This window comes from Cyclobacterium qasimii M12-11B, assembly GCF_000427295.1.
GTDB lineage: Bacteria > Bacteroidota > Bacteroidia > Cytophagales > Cyclobacteriaceae > Cyclobacterium > Cyclobacterium qasimii.
Window position 1 is genome coordinate 22,650 of record NZ_ATNM01000096.1, and the last position, 18,229, is coordinate 40,878.

At 37.9% G+C, this 18,229-nt stretch carries 17 protein-coding genes and 1 pseudogene; 14 read left to right on the forward strand and 4 right to left on the reverse strand.

The genetic code is table 11. The features are described 5' to 3' along the window. Positions 1–149: 149 nt before the first annotated feature. From ADICYQ_RS09975 to ADICYQ_RS25930, 6 genes are all read left to right on the forward strand, one after another. On the forward strand, positions 150–575 hold the full coding sequence (locus tag ADICYQ_RS09975; RefSeq protein ID WP_040415581.1) for a hypothetical protein: 426 nt from the start codon (positions 150–152) through the stop codon (positions 573–575). A gap of 353 nt (positions 576–928) precedes the next feature. After that, positions 929–1,150 carry a hypothetical protein gene (locus ADICYQ_RS09980; RefSeq protein ID WP_146948455.1) on the forward strand — a complete coding sequence of 74 codons (222 nt, stop codon included), beginning with the start codon at positions 929–931 and terminating at the stop codon, positions 1,148–1,150. 98 nt (positions 1,151–1,248) lie between these two features. After that, positions 1,249–2,856: an FG-GAP repeat domain-containing protein gene (locus ADICYQ_RS27105; RefSeq protein WP_051160165.1), complete on the forward strand. Its 1,608-nt coding sequence runs from the start codon at positions 1,249–1,251 to the stop codon at positions 2,854–2,856. Beyond that, positions 2,786–3,526 (forward strand): CRTAC1 family protein, encoded by a 741-nt coding sequence (locus ADICYQ_RS27110; protein WP_051160166.1) that lies wholly within the window; start codon positions 2,786–2,788, stop codon positions 3,524–3,526. Before ADICYQ_RS27105 ends, ADICYQ_RS27110 begins: the two co-directional genes overlap by 71 nt. Before the next feature lie 572 nt (positions 3,527–4,098). Further along, positions 4,099–4,749: a class I SAM-dependent methyltransferase gene (locus tag ADICYQ_RS09995; RefSeq protein WP_020893085.1), complete on the forward strand. Its 651-nt coding sequence runs from the start codon at positions 4,099–4,101 to the stop codon at positions 4,747–4,749. 131 nt (positions 4,750–4,880) lie between these two features. Further along, positions 4,881–5,297 (forward strand): DUF7079 family protein, encoded by a 417-nt coding sequence (locus ADICYQ_RS25930; RefSeq protein ID WP_020893087.1) that lies wholly within the window; start codon positions 4,881–4,883, stop codon positions 5,295–5,297. 120 nt (positions 5,298–5,417) lie between these two features. Here the strand turns inward: ADICYQ_RS25930 and ADICYQ_RS10005 are convergent, their stop codons facing one another. The 3 genes from ADICYQ_RS10005 to ADICYQ_RS10015 form a co-directional block, all read right to left on the reverse strand. Beyond that, on the reverse strand, positions 5,418–6,290 hold the full coding sequence (locus ADICYQ_RS10005) for an RNA polymerase sigma factor (protein ID WP_040415587.1): 873 nt from the start codon (positions 6,288–6,290) through the stop codon (positions 5,418–5,420). Between the two features lie 58 nt (positions 6,291–6,348). Continuing rightward, positions 6,349–7,098 (reverse strand): SDR family oxidoreductase, encoded by a 750-nt coding sequence (locus ADICYQ_RS10010; RefSeq protein ID WP_020893089.1) that lies wholly within the window; start codon positions 7,096–7,098, stop codon positions 6,349–6,351. A 342-nt stretch (positions 7,099–7,440) separates the two neighbouring features. Next, positions 7,441–8,025 (reverse strand): LOG family protein, encoded by a 585-nt coding sequence (locus tag ADICYQ_RS10015; RefSeq protein ID WP_020893090.1) that lies wholly within the window; start codon positions 8,023–8,025, stop codon positions 7,441–7,443. A gap of 380 nt (positions 8,026–8,405) precedes the next feature. Here ADICYQ_RS10015 and ADICYQ_RS10020 point away from each other — a divergent pair, with 380 nt between their 5' ends. The 8 genes and pseudogenes from ADICYQ_RS10020 to ADICYQ_RS10060 all read left to right on the forward strand — a co-directional run bounded on the left by ADICYQ_RS10020 (position 8,406) and on the right by ADICYQ_RS10060 (position 17,126). After that, positions 8,406–8,987 carry a non-canonical purine NTP diphosphatase gene (locus tag ADICYQ_RS10020; RefSeq protein WP_020893091.1) on the forward strand — a complete coding sequence of 194 codons (582 nt, stop codon included), beginning with the start codon at positions 8,406–8,408 and terminating at the stop codon, positions 8,985–8,987. A gap of 37 nt (positions 8,988–9,024) precedes the next feature. After that, positions 9,025–9,642, forward strand: a pseudogene (udk, locus tag ADICYQ_RS10025) (uridine kinase). Between the two features lie 174 nt (positions 9,643–9,816). After that, positions 9,817–10,194 carry a hypothetical protein gene (locus ADICYQ_RS10030; protein WP_040415594.1) on the forward strand — a complete coding sequence of 126 codons (378 nt, stop codon included), beginning with the start codon at positions 9,817–9,819 and terminating at the stop codon, positions 10,192–10,194. Between the two features lie 108 nt (positions 10,195–10,302). Continuing rightward, positions 10,303–13,260: a protein translocase subunit SecDF gene (gene secDF / locus ADICYQ_RS10035; RefSeq protein ID WP_020893095.1), complete on the forward strand. Its 2,958-nt coding sequence runs from the start codon at positions 10,303–10,305 to the stop codon at positions 13,258–13,260. A 285-nt stretch (positions 13,261–13,545) separates the two neighbouring features. Then, positions 13,546–14,217, forward strand: coding sequence for a hypothetical protein (locus ADICYQ_RS25935; protein WP_020893096.1), 672 nt, complete (start codon positions 13,546–13,548; stop codon positions 14,215–14,217). Between the two features lie 80 nt (positions 14,218–14,297). Continuing rightward, the gene (metK, locus tag ADICYQ_RS10050) at positions 14,298–15,551 is read left to right on the forward strand and encodes a methionine adenosyltransferase (protein ID WP_020893097.1); all 1,254 of its coding nucleotides are present in this window, start codon (positions 14,298–14,300) and stop codon (positions 15,549–15,551) included. A gap of 231 nt (positions 15,552–15,782) precedes the next feature. Next, complete coding sequence (locus tag ADICYQ_RS10055; protein ID WP_020893098.1) at positions 15,783–16,364, forward strand: DUF1572 family protein; 582 nt, start codon at positions 15,783–15,785, stop codon at positions 16,362–16,364. Positions 16,365–16,367: 3 nt separating this feature from the next. After that, positions 16,368–17,126, forward strand: coding sequence for an EcsC family protein (locus tag ADICYQ_RS10060; protein WP_020893099.1), 759 nt, complete (start codon positions 16,368–16,370; stop codon positions 17,124–17,126). Between the two features lie 7 nt (positions 17,127–17,133). Here the strand turns inward: ADICYQ_RS10060 and ADICYQ_RS10065 are convergent, their stop codons facing one another. Further along, positions 17,134–18,228, reverse strand: a complete 1,095-nt coding sequence (locus ADICYQ_RS10065; RefSeq protein WP_020893100.1) for a Gfo/Idh/MocA family protein — start codon at positions 18,226–18,228, stop codon at positions 17,134–17,136. Position 18,229: the final 1 nt, after the last annotated feature.

Genomic DNA, 18,229 nt, shown 5'->3' on the forward strand with positions numbered 1-18,229 from the left:
TATTTGCAAAGTCCGCCACAATGAATAAATTTAAAATAAGACGTGGCTATGTGCTAGAGGAAAGGTTAGTGCTTTCTAACCCCCACTCATCATAGCTAGGCGTTGGCAGCAAGCAGACAAGGAAAATAAAATTCAAGATAAATTCCAAGATGTTATTTGATCAAACGGTAAAAAATATCAATAAGAATCCAAGGATAATTTTCATGATAGATGGAATTGGGGCAATCCTGTCAGCATTTTTATTGGGAATTGTGTTAGTTGAATTAAGAAGAATTTTTGGAATTCCTAAATCAACGCTATATTTTCTTGCAGTTTTACCCTGCCTTTTTGCTATTTATGATTTTTATTGCTACCGAAAAATTGACGAAAATTTAGGAATATTCTTAGAAGGAATTGCTATTATGAACCTAATTTATTGTGGCCTATCAATCGGTTTAGCATTTTGGCATTATCAAGAAATAACACAATTCGGTTGGATTTATATTATACTTGAAGTTATGATTATAATTACACTTGTTATACTTGAATTAAGAATAGCAAAAAGCTTGACCCTTCGACAGGCTCAGGGTCCATAAAAAAGGTTTACCATAGGACACGGTTCCAACCTTAAGCTAACAAACACTTTTTTTAATCCTAAACCTCTATAATAAACCAAACAGCTCTGGTTGAAAAGTTCTATTTTGGCTTTTTCCAATAAAATGTCGCCACTTCACTGGAACCCATGTCAGAATCCCTTAATTTGTTAAAGGAAAACCACCATAATCGACTGATAAATAGTTAGTTTAACGCAATTCCTTTGGTAAAACATGGATATATATCAACGTTCGGTAATGACATTTAAGCAAAATCAGGTAGCGGATTTGAGAATGATTTAGACCAGGTTATTTGAGGTGAGGTAATTGATAAAATAAAATGCACTACGCTTATTTTGCATAGTCTAAATGATAAGTCTGTTAATATTGAGATGGCAAAATATGCAAGTCAGAAGATTACAAATTCTGAATTAAAGACCTATGACAACAAGTGGGGACATTTATTTTGGCAAGGAGAAGAAAGTAAAAAGCCAATAAAAGATTTGATGGGGTTTTTAATGAATAAAAAACCCTATATTAAAGTAAAGGAAATCATAGCAGCCTGCGGGATACTATGACTTCTTACCCACCTTTAGGCATCATTACTAAGGCAATTATTCACAACGGTGACTTTTTATTAGAAATAATATTGTCAATTATTTAGCACCAGTCAATTATGAACAACAAAAGGAATATTAAAATTCTAATCTTACTTGGCCTGTTAGGCTCAGTACTCGTCGGTATTGGCGAATATTTGTTGCACTTTCTACCTGAAGGCCCAGGCGGAGAAGTAAGTATGTTAGAGCATGTGCCTTTAAAACGGGCCAGTATAGGACATTTTTTTGCAGTCTTTGGAGCCCCTTTGTATTTTGCTGGTTATTATGGCGTTAGTGCGTTCTTTAAAAAATCTAATGAGGCTTTAGCAAACATGCTTTTGGTATTGGGTGTTTTGGCATTTTTTATTGGCGGTATTTGGATATCCTCCAGATATTTTGGAGCTGAAGTATTACAGCGAAGTCAAGGCACAGCTGACTATGCCTTTTACCTTCAATCCTATGAAGATCATTACCAGGTTTTAGTCTGGGCTTTAAGAATAATAATTGTCCTTTTATCTGGGGTATATGTATTACTGATTTTGAGAAACAAACAAGGTTTGCCAAAATGGTTGGCTATATTTAACCCTATTGTACTTTTAATTATCACCATTTCTTCTTTGGTCTGGTTCAAGCCTTTGGGTATTCACATTGCGCCAATAGCTATGAACGTAACTCATTTTATATTCTTCACTATTCTATTATTTCAACTTAAAAACAAACCAGTTAATATGAAAATTTTAAAATATTTCTTTTTTAGCGTTTTAGCATTAGTGCTGGTAATTGTGTCATTCGTTCTCCTTCGTTTTGGAATGGACGGCAATAATCCTTATAACAATGAGATTGATGACAATCTCATTCCCACATTTAGTGAAGCCTCTATTGCCTTTACGCAAGAACATAATGGAGAAGAGTCACTTCCTGTAATAGCTTCTGCTTTGATAGATATTGATAATGACGGAGTAGATGAATTGTTTTTAGGAGGTGGGTACAATCATCAAGATGAACTTTTCAAATATGAAGATGGCTCTTTTACCCTCATTTCAAAAAGTGTTAATCTTCAAGAAAAAGAAAACCTTTCAACCTTAGGCGCCGCTTCGGCTGATTTTGACAACAATGGCTTTTCAGACCTAATCATTTCTCGTGAAGATGGTATAACAATTTATTATAACAATGGCGGAAAATTTACGCCTAAAAAGGTTGACTACCCTTTAGCCGACAATGCTTCTCCTCTTGGGTTTGCATTGGGAGATGTGAACAAGGATGGGACTATTGATATATTTATATCAAACTACATCCGTAAAAAACAGATGGTGGGCCAAAATAACTTCAGTAAAACATACGGCCCGATAAGTCAATTATTATTGAATAATGGAGACAATACGTTTAAAGACGTTACCAAAGAATCTGGCCTAACCTACCAGCACAATACCTTTATGGGGATTTTTGTAGACATTGACAATGATTCCTGGCTAGATTTGGTAGTGGCACATGATACTGGTGAAGTAAGAACTTACCAGAATAATGGCGATGGCACTTTTACTGTAAAGCCTAACCCAACAACAGATAAATACGGCTATCCTATGGGGATTGCTGTAGGAGATTATAACAATGACGGCAATGTGGATTTTATGTTCTCCAATACCGGCTCAACGGCTCCTCATTTTTTTAGCAAGAGGTACGGTAGATGAAAGTGAATTTGATTCTGATTGGATATTCTTTGAAAATAAAGGAAACTTTATTTTTGAAAATGTAGCCAAAAAAATTGAGGTAAGCGATTATGAATTTTCCTGGGGAGCAGCAATGGCCGATATGAACAACGATGGCCTGCAAGACCTGATTGTTGCCGAGAATTATGTGGAATTCCCACCACACAAATTGTTTAAATTACCTGGTCGTTTTCTAACGCAGAAAGCCGACCATACCTTTGTCGCTACAGAAAGTAAGAGTGGTGTAGTCAACAAAAATTTCGGAATTACACCGCTGGTTAGTGATTTTAACCAAGATGGATATCTTGATTTAGTATGGGTAAATATAGGGTCGCCCACAAAGGTATTTATCAATAATGGTGGTGAAAACAATTTTATTCAATTACGATTTGCAGAAAATGCCAAGAACATTGGCGCAAAAGTAATATTAACTACGAGCTCAGGACAGGTCCTTACAGAAGACTATGTTATCGGAGAAGGCTTGGTTTCTGATCAATCAGCAGCTGTGCATTTTGGCTTGGGAAAAGAGCAAATTAAAAGCATCCAAGTGAAATATGTAAATGGTGAAACGCAAAATTTAGAAGATTTTAGCATTAACACAATAACTTTTGTGCCTGAAATTATAGCAGAAGAAACCTCAGATGTTGAGTAAATTAATTAACATATTAATTACCCTTGTTTTCAGTTTTGGAATTTATGGAGCAGGCGGATTGGTATACAGAGAATACACACTAAAGCAGGTATGCCCACAAATCTTGGGCATACCTGCTTGCTATATTATTATGGCATGTTTAATTGTTCCACTCATAGCACATCTATTCAGTTTGAGTAATAAGGTATATTTTATAGGAACAGCCATCGCTTTAACGATTGCAACTTATGGCACCATGTCTCAATTATTCGGCATTGCTGATTGCCCTAACACCAGTAACGGCATACCAATGTGTTATATATCTTTCTGTATATTTTTGACTTTGGTGGTGTTCAAATGGATAAATATCAAAATGACGAAAGCCTAAAAATGGCCATGATTAATGCAGGTTTTGTTATTTAAACCAAAGTTTTTAACCAAGTCCGCTGGGCCTTTTGATATATATTCAAATTGAAAAAATAAAACAAAAAGCTTTGGCTAAAGGCTTAATCTAAAGTCCCCTATTTCTATTTCCTTAATAACCATAGCCGAAGCATTGTAAATAATCGCCAAATATTTTATAAAATTCACAAATGGACGAAAAAACAAAAAACAGATTAGGAGTAGAGGAGAATAAACCAACCGACTGGTTTGAAAGGCTTTATTCTGACGCTGATGAAGGAGGCGAAGGTGTTCCATGGGCAAATATGGCGCCCCATCCAGTATTTAAAAGTTGGATAAGCGATAACCCAAATACGCAAAAAGGAAAAACAGCTTTGGTAATCGGCTGTGGGATGGGTGACGATGCCATTGAACTTGAATCACAAGGATTTAAAGTAACCGCATTTGATGTTTCAAACAGTGCAATAGAACTTTGTAAAACCAGATTTCCAAATGCTGAGGTTAAATTTATTCAAGCCGATTTATTAGAAGGAATTTCAGACTGGAACCGAAAATTTGATTTTGTATTAGAAATCTACACCATTCAAGCCCTTCCACCTAAGTATGAGAAAACTTTGATAAAGAACATCTCCGACTTTGTAGCAGACAACGGAAAGTTATTGGTCATCACTGAAACACAAGAAGGTAAAAGAACTTTTGAAAATGGACCTCCATGGCTTTTAAATCATGAGTACCTTGAATCCTTTGAAAGTTGTGGTTTAAAACAAATATTTCATTCAAGCAATACTGAAACTGAAATGGGTGAAGCGACCCATCTTACAATATTTCAGAGACAGCCCTAGCAGCAAAGTCAATTTTTAGTTTTCTCCAATAAAGATGAAGTTCTTCCATTGGAATTTTCACCCAAAACCCGCTATTGGATAAAGAAAAAGCCCCTATCACATTGGGAATTTAGACAATCAGAAAACTGACCTTGAACCCGACCGAAACCGACATAGCGAACAGAAAACCAATTTGGGAAGCACTTTCCAAATTTTACCTGGACACGGAACTACAAGAAGAAGACTTCAAAGAAATTTGCAAGACTTTTCATAAGTCCCCATACGACCTTGAAGAAATCATGGACATTGATCGCTATGAAGTCTTTCCAGTACTCCAAATGAACCTCTTGAGTGTAGCAGGTGAATGGGAGGGATTTGACAAGGACTGGCTGTTTTCAAAATGTCAGAAGAACTATAAGAAACGAACAAGCCGCCTTTTCAAATTTTGGTACCGAGCAAACAACCGACTCTGGTATTGGATGAAGAAGGATTATTGGGAGCGCGTAAAAAAAAGAAATGAAAAAATGCACCAATACATTAAGCCATTTCTGCACCACTTCCTTTGGTGACCATGAAACGTTAAAAGAGACAATTTTCATTCGGAAGAATGAAGGGTTAACCTCAGCCCTTGATCAACCCTTTCTTGTGCCTTGAAATCACACCTCTTCAATGCTTCGGATGCATTTTTTTTACAAGTCTAAAATCGATTTAATTAAATCATTATTTAATATATCGTTTATAATTTTTGAGGATTGCACGGGTGTTTGTGCAGGATGACTTTGAAAGACTTGTTTGTTTAGTTCATCTACTGTATCGGTCAATGCTACAGCTTTCTTTTTTGATAATGCGCTGATTTTCGATTTGTACCCCGTATTAAACTTCAAATTACCAGGATCTACTTTTCCATCATTTATATACCCCCTTGTTTTCTTTGAACACCTACAAGGGTTGGCGGAATTGACTAAACCACAGCGCTTGTTCATCCAATTATAAAGTTCTTTACGCGTTCTCGTTAGTTTAACCCTGAAATTACCTGGTGTTATGCCTAAAATCTCTCCTCCAAGGGTATGACCAATTTCAAACATTTCACCCAAAACATAGATCATCCGTTGTTCTTTTGATAAACAAAGCAACATACCGGTGGTACAGTTAATTCTTATCTCTTCAATGGTATCTTTAAGCTCTTTTTCTTCTTGATCATTTAAATCAGTGCTTGGAACAGCGTCTATAGAATCAAAATAACTGTCGAAGCTCACAAATCTTGCTTTAGCACTTTGTTTTTTACTGTTAATAAAATGATTAACAGTAATCCTATACAACCAAGTTGTGAATTTACTTTCAATTTTAAATTTTGATAAGGCGGTAATTATTTTTATAAAAACCTCTTGCGTCAAATCTTCTGCATCTTGAACATTTCCTGCCATTTTAAGGGCCAGGTTATAGACAAAAAGTTGATGCCGAATAATCAAAGTTTGAAGCGCTTTTTTATCACCATCGATGGACAATTCAACTAGTTTGTTGTCGCCAAAGTCAGTATAGTTATCTGAAAGAAAATCAGCCATATGCATAAAAATTTAAAAGCCTCATTTCAAATATATCAAAATGAGGCTTATTGATGAATTAAATAGCGTTGATTCCTCCATGCACGGGAATTTCCTCACCAATTATATACGACGAATCGTCTGAAGCCAAAAACAATACAGCCTTTGCTACCTCTTCAGGGTTTCCAAAACGTTTCAATACTGTTTGTGCGGTTATAGCTTCTGCGGCACCAGCAAGCACATCATCTGGTAAACCAATTTTACCCCAAAATGGTGTTCCTATTGGACCAGGACTTACTGCATTTACACGTATTCCTTTGTCAGCAAGTTCAGCTGAAGCAACGCGAACCAATGACCTTAATGCAGCTTTGCTAGCACTTAATAAGCTGCTTCCTCCAAACCCTACTTCGTTTAAATACGAGGTTGTGATAATCACAGAAGCATTGTCATTCAAATTTTTGATTCCTTTTTGCAAAGTGAAAAATGCCCCTTTAAAGTTTACATTCATCATGTCATCAAAAAATGCTTCATCCGTATCTGCTACAGGCGCTAATTTTCCTTTTCCCACATTTATGAATAAGGTATCAACTCCTCCGAATTTAGAGGTGGTTTCTGCAAATAACCTTTCTAAATCTGAATGATTGGTAACATCGCCTTTTACACCATGACTATTGGCACCCAATTGTTTTACCGCTGCATCCAAAGCTTCTTGCCCTCTACTAAAAAGAACTACTTTGGCGCCATTATCAATAAACTCTTGAGCTGTTGCTAAACCAATACCACTTGCTCCTCCTGTTATGACCGCTACTTTACCTTCTAATTTTCCCATTGTTTTGTTATTTAAAATAATTGAAACCTGAATTTTATTTTTGTCTCTATTACTTAGACAGTGGAAAAACAGAGGTGTTACAAAACTATATGAAAATAGAACGGGTGACCGTACAGTAGCGAATAGGTCCAAGTAGAGCTGTCAGAAATGCCAATTGAAAAAATATGGATGGCAGCATTCAGACAGAAAGCAGCCGGATGAGATTTCATTCTATGCATTAGATGCATTTGGTAATCTACGTGGCGGAGTTAGTGAAATTATAAATATCAAAAAATCCCTGTTAGGGGTTAAATTATTGTGGCTAGTGGGGTTACTCCTGGTTAAATCCATAAGTTAACCCCATTAGCGATTATTTTTCCTTTGCAGCCAATCAGGAGTGCCTGAAGGTTGGTAAGCTTCCATTTTGTCCAATAACTCCACAGGGTCAGCAGCAACAATTAAATTACTCAATTGATCGGGTTTCAAAAAACCCTGGTCACCGACATGGGTTAAAAAATCCAACAACTTATCATAATAGCCGGACACATTATAAAGGGCCAATGGTTTTTGGATGTACATCAGCTGATTGAGCGTCATGATTTCAAACAATTCCTCCAGTGTACCTATTCCACCGGGCATGGCAATAAAACCATCGCCTTTTTCGGCCATTAGCCATTTCCTATCCCGCATCGTTTCCACTACGATCAAGTCTGTGCAGCCTTGGTGTGCCACTTCTATGTCTACTAATTTTTGGGGGATTATTCCATAAACAGGGCTTTTGGAAGCTAGCATCTCATCGGCAATTACCCCCATAAGTCCTACATTTCCGGCACCATAAACCAGCCCCAGCTTTCTCTTGACCATTTCTTTGGCCAATGCTTTGGCCTGACTCGTATATTCTGGAAGTATTCCAGTACTTGATCCGCAGTAGACGGTGATATTTTTCAATGAAAACATATTTAATACTTAATTTTGGTAACCAGTGCTAAAATAGAAATTCATTAGCTTAGGTCGGGATTTTATTTTTTATACGGTTGTTTTACCCAATCAGATTAGAATTGACTTCCCTCCAATTATTTATCTGGTTCAAAACCTTAAACCAATTAAAGCCATTTTAAATATAAATCACGCTATCCTAACAATAGTTGGGTAATTTGCTTCTATGGGTTCAAAGCTAAAAAGAAATTTATAATAGGCTTATATTTAAAGTACCTTTTGGGAAGAGGAAAGAAGCCGGCAGAAGGGGAAATGATGTCAAAAAATTTCTTTTCAATCAAAAAAGTACGTTTTAACAAAGGTTTTTGAAAAAGCTAAAGTAATTTTACGTTATGAAAATCTGTTTTGCTACGAATAATTCAAAGAAACTGAAAGAGGTAAGGGCTGTTTTAGGCAAAGAGTTTGAAATTGTCTCCCTTGAAGAAATCGGATGTAAGGAGGAATTACCTGAAACCGGTGACAAGCTTGAGGACAATGCTTTTCAAAAAGCCCGTTACGTCAAAACCCATTACGGGGTGGATTGTTTCGCCGATGATACTGGATTGGAAGTAGACGCTTTAGACGGTGCTCCCGGTGTTTATTCGGGTAGGTATGCGGGAGAACCAAGGAGCGATGACCGGAATGTTGACTTGCTGTTGAAAAATATGGCTGAGAAAAAGGACCGAAAAGCTGCTTTCAGAACCGTCATTGCTTTGATTATTGGAGACGAAGAGTGGGCATTTAATGGCAAAGCTGAAGGAGAACTAATCGGCGCAAGATCTGGGGAAGGTGGATTTGGTTATGACCCAATATTCAAACCCCTGGGTTATGACAAAACATTTGCGGAATTATCGCTGGAAGAAAAAAACACCATCAGCCATAGAGGTAAAGCGGTAAGATTATTGGCTACGTTTTTAAAAGAAAAATCTTCGTAAATTCTCCGTAACTATTGAATTCTGAAATTATCAATATATGACCAAACCATTTATCATAGGAATTACTGGCGGAAGTGCTTCGGGTAAAACACACTTTCTAGATAAGCTATTGCATTCCTTCGAGCCTGGGCAGGTATGTTTGATTTCTTAGGACAACTACTATAAACCGAGGCATCAGCAGCCTATGGATGAGCGCGGCATACATAATTTTGACACGCCGGATTCCATAGACTTTGAACAATATGCCGAAGATATCCGGAAGATCCAGGATGGTCAAACCATCACCCGGCAGGAGTACACCTTTAATAACCCCAACAAAAAGCCGAAAATGCTGACTTTCACTCCTGCCCCTGTAGTGGTGGTTGAAGGTATTTTTGTTTTGTACTACCCTGAACTTGCCAATCTATTGGACCTAAAAGTTTATATAGATGCCAAGGAACACATCAAGCTAAAAAGAAGAATTGTAAGAGACAAAGTCGAGCGTGGTTATGATCTTGACGATGTGCTTTACAGATATGAAAAGCATGTCATGCCTACTTATGAAAAGTACATTGCACCATTTAAACACGATGCCGACCTGATTGTGCCCAATAACAGCGATTTTAAAAGAGCATTAGAGGTCATAAAAACATTTTTACGTGCCAAAATTAAGTAGCTAACCCAACTGATCCTTCCTGTTTTATTCCTTCTATATCTCAATTTGCTGTCCTAAATTCTATCCAACCCAGGATATAAAACCATAAAAACCTGAATTACAGCATGTTTGACAAGTGAAATTAAAAAGGACAGCCATGCCTTAATTGGAAAAACTTTTTTATATTTGCAACCCATGAAACTGAACAGGAAAAATAGAGGATTAATGCGCCAAAGGCTTACATTACTGATAGTAATGCTTTTTTGCGTATTTGTTTCCAGTTCAGAGATTGTGCTAAGCCTTGATTCCAAGGAAAATTCTTTAGAAGTACAATTGGATTTATCTTCTGACAATGAAGATGGAGAATCAAATGATACGCGGACCTTTATTCACTCTGGTATAGATGCTGTAGTTCCTTTTGTAATGTATGCCTTTGATTTTGCATACCACTTCATCTATGAAATCATTATTGCCGACCGGCCTCAAACCAATTTTCTATTAGGTACAGATCTTGAATACAATCAATTATTCAAAATACTTTTTGAGCAGATTATTTCTGTGAATGCACCCTGAGTAACACCAATCTTTAAATTTTTCATTTACTGCCAACATTGAATCTTTGATTCAAATGAAAAATGCTATACAAAATCAAATACAACATTTAATATCTAATCAACGAACATGAAAAACAAAGGGATAATCGTTTTTTTTACGGTGGTCATTACAGCCCTATGCCTGTATTACTTATCTTTCACATTGGTTTCCAACAATGTGCATGAGAAAGCCACTACCTATGCAACTGACCAATCGGGTAATGTCGATTTTGACAAAAGACAAACCTACCTGGATTCAATCTGGAGAGAGCCCGTTTATAATTTCTTAGGCCTACCATTTACTTATCAGGAAGTTAAAAACACTGAGCTTGGTTTAGGACTTGACCTTCAAGGAGGTATGCATGTAACACTGGAAGTTTCTCCAGTAGAAATTGTAAAAGGTCTTGCTGGAGGCAGCAAGGATCAAATTTTTAATGAAGCTGTAGCCGTTGCCCAAGAGCGCGCCAAAACTGTTAATGATAAATTTGTAAACATCTTTTATCAGGCTTGGCAGGAAAAGGCTGGCGATAAGTCATTGAATACTATTTTCGCTACAGCGGCCAATAGAGGAAGAATCTCTTTAGAGACCTCTGATACTGATATCTTAAATATCATTGACAGTGAAATTGAAAATGCGATTGACAGGTCTTTCAATATTTTAAGAACCAGAATTGACCGATTTGGTACTTCACAACCAAACATTCAAAGAATTCAAAATACCGGAAGGATTCAAATTGAACTTCCAGGTGTAGACAATGCTGAAAGGGTAAGAAACCTTCTTCAGGGTGTTGCCAAGTTACAATTCTGGCAAGTAGCAGAAATGGATGAGTATGGTGATGCGTTACAGCAAATCAATGCTTTCCTTGTAGAAGAAGCAAGAAGCCAAAAGGCAGCAAATGTATCTTCTGACACGCCAGCGGCGACTGACACTACAGGTTTAGAAAGTGACCTTGAGAGACAACTTGCTGAAGGTGCTACTGATGCAGATTCTTTAGGAATAGACGCTTCTCCTCTTTTTGCTTTGCTAAAAGCAAATTATGGATTGGTTTATGAATTAAGAGATACCATTGCCATCAACAGGGTAATGAAAAGAGACGATGTGAAAGCATTGTTACCAAGAGATGTAAAATTCATGTGGTCTGTGAAACCTCAGGTTCAGGACGGAATTGAATTATTGGAATTACATGCTATCAAAGCCCCAAGAGGAACGGATCAGGCTCCTTTAGAAGGTGATGTGATTACGGATGCGAGACAATCTTTGGATCAAGCCTCAAGACCAGCTGTAAGCATGCAAATGAATGCAGAAGGTGCTAGAAACTGGAGAAAATTAACTTCAGAAAACATAGGCAAAAGGATTGCAGTAGTATTAGATAATTATGTATACACTGCCCCTACAGTACAAGGAGAAATTCCTTCTGGACAGTCTGAAATCACCGGAAATTTCTCAATGGAAGAAGCCAAGGATTTGGCTAATATATTGAAATCAGGTACTCTTCCTGCTCCTACCAATATAGTAGAGGAAGCCATAGTAGGTCCTACTTTGGGTGTTGAAGCTAGAAATCAAGGAATCAATTCTATGATTGCTGGTCTTGTTTTGGTAGTGCTATTTATGATCGCTTACTACTCGAAAGGTGGATTTGTAGCAATTGCTGCTTTGCTATTTAACATCTTCTTTATTCTTGGTATCCTGGCCCAGTTAGGCGCTGCGCTTACCTTACCAGGTATTGCAGGTATCGTGCTTACGATAGGTATGTCGATAGATGCAAACGTTCTGATATTTGAAAGGATAAAAGAAGAGCTAAAAAATGGCTCCGGTATTCTACAGGCAATTAGCAGTGGGTATGATAAGGCTTTCAGTGCTATTCTTGATTCAAACGTTACGACCTTCCTTACTGGAGCAATCTTGTACGCATTGGGTCAAGGCCCTGTAAAAGGATTTGCTATCGTTCTTATGATTGGTATCGCATCTTCTTTCTTCTCTTCAGTATTTATTACTAGAGTGATTGTTTATTGGATGAGTAAGAAAGGTGATAAAAGCAATATTTCCTTCGCTACTCCTTTTGCGAAAAACTTATTCAGTGACCTAAATATTGACTTCTTAGGCAAACGTAAAGTAGCTTACCTCATATCTTCTGGTATTATCGTAGTCGGTATGGTATTGGCTTTAACGTCTGGTATCAAATTTGGCGTTGACTTTACAGGAGGACGCTATTACGTAGTTGAATTCAGCGAATCAGTACCTGCTTCAGAATTAAAAGTGGGACTTGACAGTGAATTTGATGGTGCAGTTGAAGTAAAAACTTACGGTGCTAATAATGTACTGAAAGTGACCACCTCCTATTTAGTAAACGAGGACAATGACGAAGCGAACAGGGAAGTGGAAGATAGGGTAAAAAATGGTATTGCTGCTGTCACAGGATTTACTTACCTGGATGATGCTACCAAACTTTCCGGTGGAGACTTCTCCATTACAGGTTCAAATAAAGTAGGTGCTACAGTGGCGGATGACATCAAAAACTCTTCTTTGGAGGCCATGTTCTTCTCACTAGTTGCCATCTTCCTTTATATCCTGTTGAGGTTTAGAAAATGGCAGTTCTCACTTGCTTCTATTATTGCATTGATACACGATACTTTCTTTGTAATCGCTGCTTTCGCTATCGCAAGTGCTTTTGGTGCCACCTTTGAAATTGACCAGGTATTTATTGCTGCTATGTTGACAGTGATTGGTTATTCCATAAATGATACAGTAATTGTATTTGACAGGATCAGAGAAAACATTGCCAACAGGGGTACAAGTAAAATGGTACAAATGTTCAATGATGCAATCAATCAAACAATGGCCAGAACACTTATTACTTCTGCTACCACCCTTATCGTAGTACTAGTATTACTGGTATTTGGTGGAGAAGTGTTAAGAGGCTTTTCTTTCGCCTTATTAATAGGTGTTCTAGTTGGTACTTACTCTTCTATTTATATCGCTACTCCAGTAGTAGTTGATTTAATGAAAAGAGAGATCGACAGTGAAAACGAAGAAACGGTTTCCTAAACCAAAAAATCAGCATTAATTTTTATAAAAAGAGCCATCCCCAAAAAGGATGGCTCTTTTGTGTTTAAGCAGTATTCTATATGGAGAAAAAAGGTTAAGCTAAGTTCCGCAAGTTTTTGATCAGAAACAGAAAAATGGCAACAATTAGCTGATCCAGGCGTAACTTCAGCAGATAATAGACTATGTGCCTGCAATTTGGGGCTCAAAATGCAAATAAAATACCCTGAACACGGTATTGTCTAAATTTTTAGTAAATGATAACTTGCACCTTCTTAATATAACCATATGCAATTGTCATTCTATTCCATCGCACTGTTACTTGGGATCTTGTTTGCAACACTGTACTTGATGTTGGGTTTCAATCCTAAGGAATATAGAAGAATTAACTTTCTAGTCTTACTTATTTTATTTACAGAATTACTTTCTGTATTCATCTGGTCAAACTCAGAAGCAAGTGTTGCAGGAAACGCTTATTTGTTTAACCTGCTGTATGTCTACATCAGGCCCACCACTATGTTGCTCCTGTTCAGTCAGTTACCCTTTAGTTGTCAACTTCAAAAAACAGTACTTCCTGCAACGGCTGGGTTTATATTCGTCGGTATATTAATCAGTCTTTACTTACAACCTATCGATTTAAACCTACAATCCTATACCTACCTTATAGGACATGCCTTGGTATTGTCATACAGTGTTATTTTTTTTAAAGACATATTGAAGCAAAGTAAATTTAGAGATGTCAACCTTCTATCATTGCCCTATTTCTGGATGGCTTCCCTCATATTGTTCTCCTATGGGGAGCGCTACATATTTTTTATTTTAACCTACTATTATCCTTCAATAGGCAATTATGTTGTAGGTCACGTATTTATTTGGGTACAGTTCCTTGCTGGAATTATGTACCTTTCATTGGGCCTTTCCTTTTTTGCTCCTAGAGTATTTAATAAGTACTACACTTAAAAAGTGCTTCGTTTTGAAAATATAGTTTTTAATTTTCGCCATTAGATGTAAATTTAAACTTTAATCAAAAAAAGCAGTGTATGTCCTATTTATTCACGTCGGAGTCTGTTTCCGAAGGTCACCCAGATAAAATATCTGATCAAATATCAGATGCAATTATTGATAATTTTTTGGCTTTTGACCCCAATGCTAAAGTGGCTTGTGAAACTTTGGTTACAACTGGTCAGGTAATCCTTGCTGGTGAGGTCAATTCTTCAACTTATTTGGATGTCCAAAAAATTGCAAGAGATGTTATCAATAGGGTTGGCTACACCAAGAGTGAGTACATGTTTGATGGTAGCTCATGCGGTGTTCTTTCTGCTATCCATGAGCAATCTCCAGATATTAACCAGGGCGTAGACCGAACTGATCCAGAAGAACAAGGAGCAGGAGATCAGGGAATGATGTTTGGATATGCTACTAAAGAAACCAGCAACTATATTCCTTTAGGCCTTGATTTGTCTCACAGGTTATTAAAAGAGCTGGCAGCATTGCGTAGAGAAAGCAATGAGATCAAATACCTTCGTCCTGATTCCAAGGCCCAGGTAACAATCCAGTACAGTGATGACAATACACCTGAAAGAATAGATACCATCGTTGTATCCACCCAGCATGATGAATTTGGTGAAGAAAAACCAATGCTGGAAAAAATTCAAAAAGACATAGTTGCTATTCTTATCCCTAGGGTAAAAGCACAGCTACCAGAAGCCATACAAAAGCTCTTCACTGAAGACATCAAGTATCATATCAACCCAACAGGGAAATTTGTGATTGGTGGTCCTCATGGGGATACTGGTTTGACAGGCCGAAAAATCATCGTAGATACGTACGGAGGAAAAGGTGCTCACGGCGGTGGTGCTTTCTCAGGAAAAGATCCCTCAAAAGTGGATAGATCTGCAGCATATGCAACCAGGCACATTGCCAAAAACATGGTAGCAGCAGGTGTAGCAGATGAGGTATTGGTACAAGTATCCTATGCCATCGGGGTTGCAAAGCCAATGGGACTTTATGTCAATACTTACGGTACAGCCAATATCGCTTTATCTGATGGCGAAATTGCCCGTAAAATTGAGACCCTATTTGATATGCGTCCGTTTGCCATTGAAAATAGACTTAAACTGAGAAATCCAATCTACGAAGAGACTGCAGCGTACGGTCATATGGGTAGAGAAAATGAGGTTGTCACCAAAACGTTTATCGCACCTGATAAAGCGTCCATTACCCTGGATGTAGAGTTATTTACCTGGGAAAAACTGGACCATGTAACGGTCATTAAAAAAGCCTTCGACATTTAATTAAAATTAAATGCACATTCAAAAGACAGCCATAAAGGCTGTCTTTTTTTGTTTAGGGCTCTCCCATATTTCCGAGAGATCTTGTCAGCATTAAAACAGAAATTAATATTTACCTATAAAGCCTTAAATGGATTTATACGCAAGCCTTAACCTTGTCTAAAACACTACAAAATATGCCCTTCAATTATCAGGAATTAACCTAAACAAACTGATTCCGTTAAAACAATTGATATGAAAAGCCATCCACAAGTATTTCTCGAAAGTAGCCTGCATCTCTTCACCTATTATAAAACCCTGGGTGAGAAAGCACTTCATCAAATTCCTGAAGAAAAGTTATTTTGGCAATTCAATGAGGACAGCAATAGTGCCGCCATGATTGTCAAACATTTGTCTGGAAATATGCTTTCCAGGTGGACTGATTTCTTAACCGCTGATGGGGAAAAACCTTGGCGAAATAGGGATGCGGAATTTGACAATGACTTTAAAAACAGGGAGGAATTGATGAAGGCTTGGGAAATTGGATGGAGCACTCTTTTTCAAGCATTAGAAGGCTGTGATGAAACGGACTTTGACAAAAAGGTATATATCAGAAACCAATCACATAGCTTGATAGAAGCAATTAGTCGTCAATTGACCCACTATTCCACCCATGTCGGTCAATTGATCTACCTGTCAAAAATGCTGCACTTGGGTTCCTGGGAAAGCCTCAGCATTCCCAAAGGAGAATCCAAATCATTCAATAAAGAGCGATTTGATCAGCCCAAAAATGACGGGAAATTTTCGGATGATTACCTAAAGAAAGACGGGAAATAAAGCATGTCGATAAATAAAGAATACATAGACCAACAATATGAATCCCTGGCCCAAAAGGAGCTAAAAGTTTGGCTGGAAAAAAACAAGAAAAGCCCTTCGATAATCAATCGAATGACCAGTGGTACCCAGCGATCCATTAATAAAATCATACCTGATAAAATTCATCAGGCAGTGACCTATGCCATAGAAAAAATGGTTAAAGGAGTGTTAATAGGAAATAAATTTATTGCCCCTAAACCTTTCCTCGGTGGCCAACTAAGAGTCAAAGAATTTAAAGCGCGAAAAAGCATAAAAATCTATACCCGAACAGCATCTGTTGAAGGTGCAGTTACTGGAGCTGGAGGCATTTTGATGGGATTTGCAGACCTACCGGCCTTTCTGGCGATAAAGATGAAGATGGTTTTCGATATTTCCGCCGCCTTTGGGCATGACACCAAAGATTTCAAGGAGCGATTATTTATGTTGCATATTTTTAAACTCACCTTTTCTACACAGAAAACAAGAAATGAAACCATTGACATTTTAGAAAACTGGGACGAATATTCCAGTACGCTGCCTGACAATCTAGATGATTTTGATTGGAGGAAATTCCAATTGGAATACCGGGATTATATGGATTTGGCAAAATTAGCGCAAATGATTCCTATTATAGGAGCAGGAATTGGTGCAGTAGCCAATTACAGACTTAGTAAATTACTAGGAAAGAATGCCATTCAGGCCTACCGTTTAAGGCACCTCCAAAAGGCAAAGAAACTAGATTAATTCCAGCCTACTTTAGGTAAACCCGTTCTCCTTTTTTGGCACTTTCCCTGGCAGCATCAAGAATTTCCACAACCACCAGGTTATTTTCCAGGGAAGACAAGTCTTCCGCTGCTACTTTTATTTCTCCCTTCACAACTGCTGCCAGATAAGCAAATGGATCATTATATGGATTGCCTCTTTTGACCAAGTTTTCAGATTTTTCCTGCTTTTCTCCTTCGGTTCTGCTTAGAAGAAGGGTACTGTTTTTGGCTACCATATATCCTGTTTTGCCATACACTTCCATGTCCTTTCGGCTAAATGGCCAGTTCCAGGATGCTTGAATCACCCCTTGAGCATCAGGATATTCTAGTAAAATGGTGGCTTCGTCATCCACTTGTGGGTAAATATCGGGTTTGATTTGTTTCAGCTCGGCAGTTACAGAAATAGGCTTTTTTCCTTCCATAAGCCAGGTCATCAAATTGGCGCCATAGCAACCAAAATCAATGACCGCTCCTCCTCCATTCAACACCGGGTCGGTCAACCAATCTAAAAACTCCTGGTTTACTCCAATCTCCATGGGCCCTTCATGACCATCATTGACTATTACCCTTCTCACTGGACCTATAGCCATCTCCTTTAAACGTTTCCTCAACTCATGGTTACTCGCATACCAGGTGGTTTCATAATTGGTCAGCAAATGAATTTGATGCTTCCTGGCCAGATCAGCCATTTTAGTGGCATGTTCCATACTGACCGCCAGGGGTTTTTCTACCATCACATGAATCCCACGTGGGGCACAGGCCTCCACCACTTCCAAATGTTCATAAATGGACCCAAACGCGGTGACTGCTTCTGGTTTTACCGCTGAAAATAGGGACTCCATATCTGGATAGAGCAGTTCCTCACTTAAATTGTGTTTGGACATTAATCGCTTGGCCAAAGCTTTGTTTGGCTCTACTATCCCTACTATCTCAACATCACCAATGTCCTCTCTACCAAGTATCCAGTTGACATGGGAGTGAGTAAGACCTACCACTGCTATTTTCACTGGTGATTGTGCCAAAAGAAGTTGAATAGGGAGCAATAAAACAATCGTAAAAAAGGCAACTACCGGCTTTCTCATG

What these genes read in the sequence shown, in the direction of transcription:
- ADICYQ_RS09975 (WP_040415581.1), top strand. Translation starts at nt 150, where the DNA reads ATGTTATTTGATCAAACGGTAAAAAATATCAATAAGAATCCAAGGATA.
- ADICYQ_RS27105 (WP_051160165.1), top strand. Translation starts at nt 1,249, where the DNA reads ATGAACAACAAAAGGAATATTAAAATTCTAATCTTACTTGGCCTGTTA.
- ADICYQ_RS27110 (WP_051160166.1), top strand. Translation starts at nt 2,786, where the DNA reads ATGTGGATTTTATGTTCTCCAATACCGGCTCAACGGCTCCTCATTTTT.
- ADICYQ_RS09995 (WP_020893085.1), top strand. Translation starts at nt 4,099, where the DNA reads ATGGACGAAAAAACAAAAAACAGATTAGGAGTAGAGGAGAATAAACCA.
- ADICYQ_RS10005 (WP_040415587.1), bottom strand. Translation starts at nt 6,290, where the DNA reads ATGGCTGATTTTCTTTCAGATAACTATACTGACTTTGGCGACAACAAA.
- ADICYQ_RS10010 (WP_020893089.1), bottom strand. Translation starts at nt 7,098, where the DNA reads ATGGGAAAATTAGAAGGTAAAGTAGCGGTCATAACAGGAGGAGCAAGT.
- ADICYQ_RS10020 (WP_020893091.1), top strand. Translation starts at nt 8,406, where the DNA reads ATGAAAATCTGTTTTGCTACGAATAATTCAAAGAAACTGAAAGAGGTA.
- ADICYQ_RS10030 (WP_040415594.1), top strand. Translation starts at nt 9,817, where the DNA reads ATGAAACTGAACAGGAAAAATAGAGGATTAATGCGCCAAAGGCTTACA.
- secDF (WP_020893095.1), top strand. Translation starts at nt 10,303, where the DNA reads ATGAAAAACAAAGGGATAATCGTTTTTTTTACGGTGGTCATTACAGCC.
- ADICYQ_RS25935 (WP_020893096.1), top strand. Translation starts at nt 13,546, where the DNA reads ATGCAATTGTCATTCTATTCCATCGCACTGTTACTTGGGATCTTGTTT.
- metK (WP_020893097.1), top strand. Translation starts at nt 14,298, where the DNA reads ATGTCCTATTTATTCACGTCGGAGTCTGTTTCCGAAGGTCACCCAGAT.
- ADICYQ_RS10055 (WP_020893098.1), top strand. Translation starts at nt 15,783, where the DNA reads ATGAAAAGCCATCCACAAGTATTTCTCGAAAGTAGCCTGCATCTCTTC.
- ADICYQ_RS10060 (WP_020893099.1), top strand. Translation starts at nt 16,368, where the DNA reads ATGTCGATAAATAAAGAATACATAGACCAACAATATGAATCCCTGGCC.
- ADICYQ_RS10065 (WP_020893100.1), bottom strand. Translation starts at nt 18,228, where the DNA reads ATGAGAAAGCCGGTAGTTGCCTTTTTTACGATTGTTTTATTGCTCCCT.